Annotated in this window: 1 pseudogene; it reads right to left on the bottom strand. The window is 54.0% G+C overall.

Features of this window, described 5'->3' with window-relative positions:
* Positions 1 to 237, bottom strand: a pseudogene (locus FN960_RS24765) (hypothetical protein); the annotation flags it as partial.

The raw sequence follows: 237 nt of genomic DNA on the forward strand, positions 1-237 counted from the left end.
AGGCGTGAAGAAGATCGCGGCCCTGACGAATAACCGTTTGCGAACGTTCAATCAGTAATGCGCGTTCTTCGCTGTCCAGTTGACGCTCCAGCGCCACGCGTTGGCACATCTCTTCACAGGCATTAAACGCCGCATGCAGACCTATACGAATTTGCAGATAAGTGCGCAGAGCCGTGACTTCCTGCTGGCGTGGGATCCGCATTACTTTACTTAACATACCCAGCGCGCCAGCCAGTT

Source organism: Alkalicoccobacillus porphyridii (genome assembly GCF_007293315.1).
GTDB lineage: Bacteria > Bacillota > Bacilli > Bacillales > Bacillaceae_D > Alkalicoccobacillus > Alkalicoccobacillus porphyridii.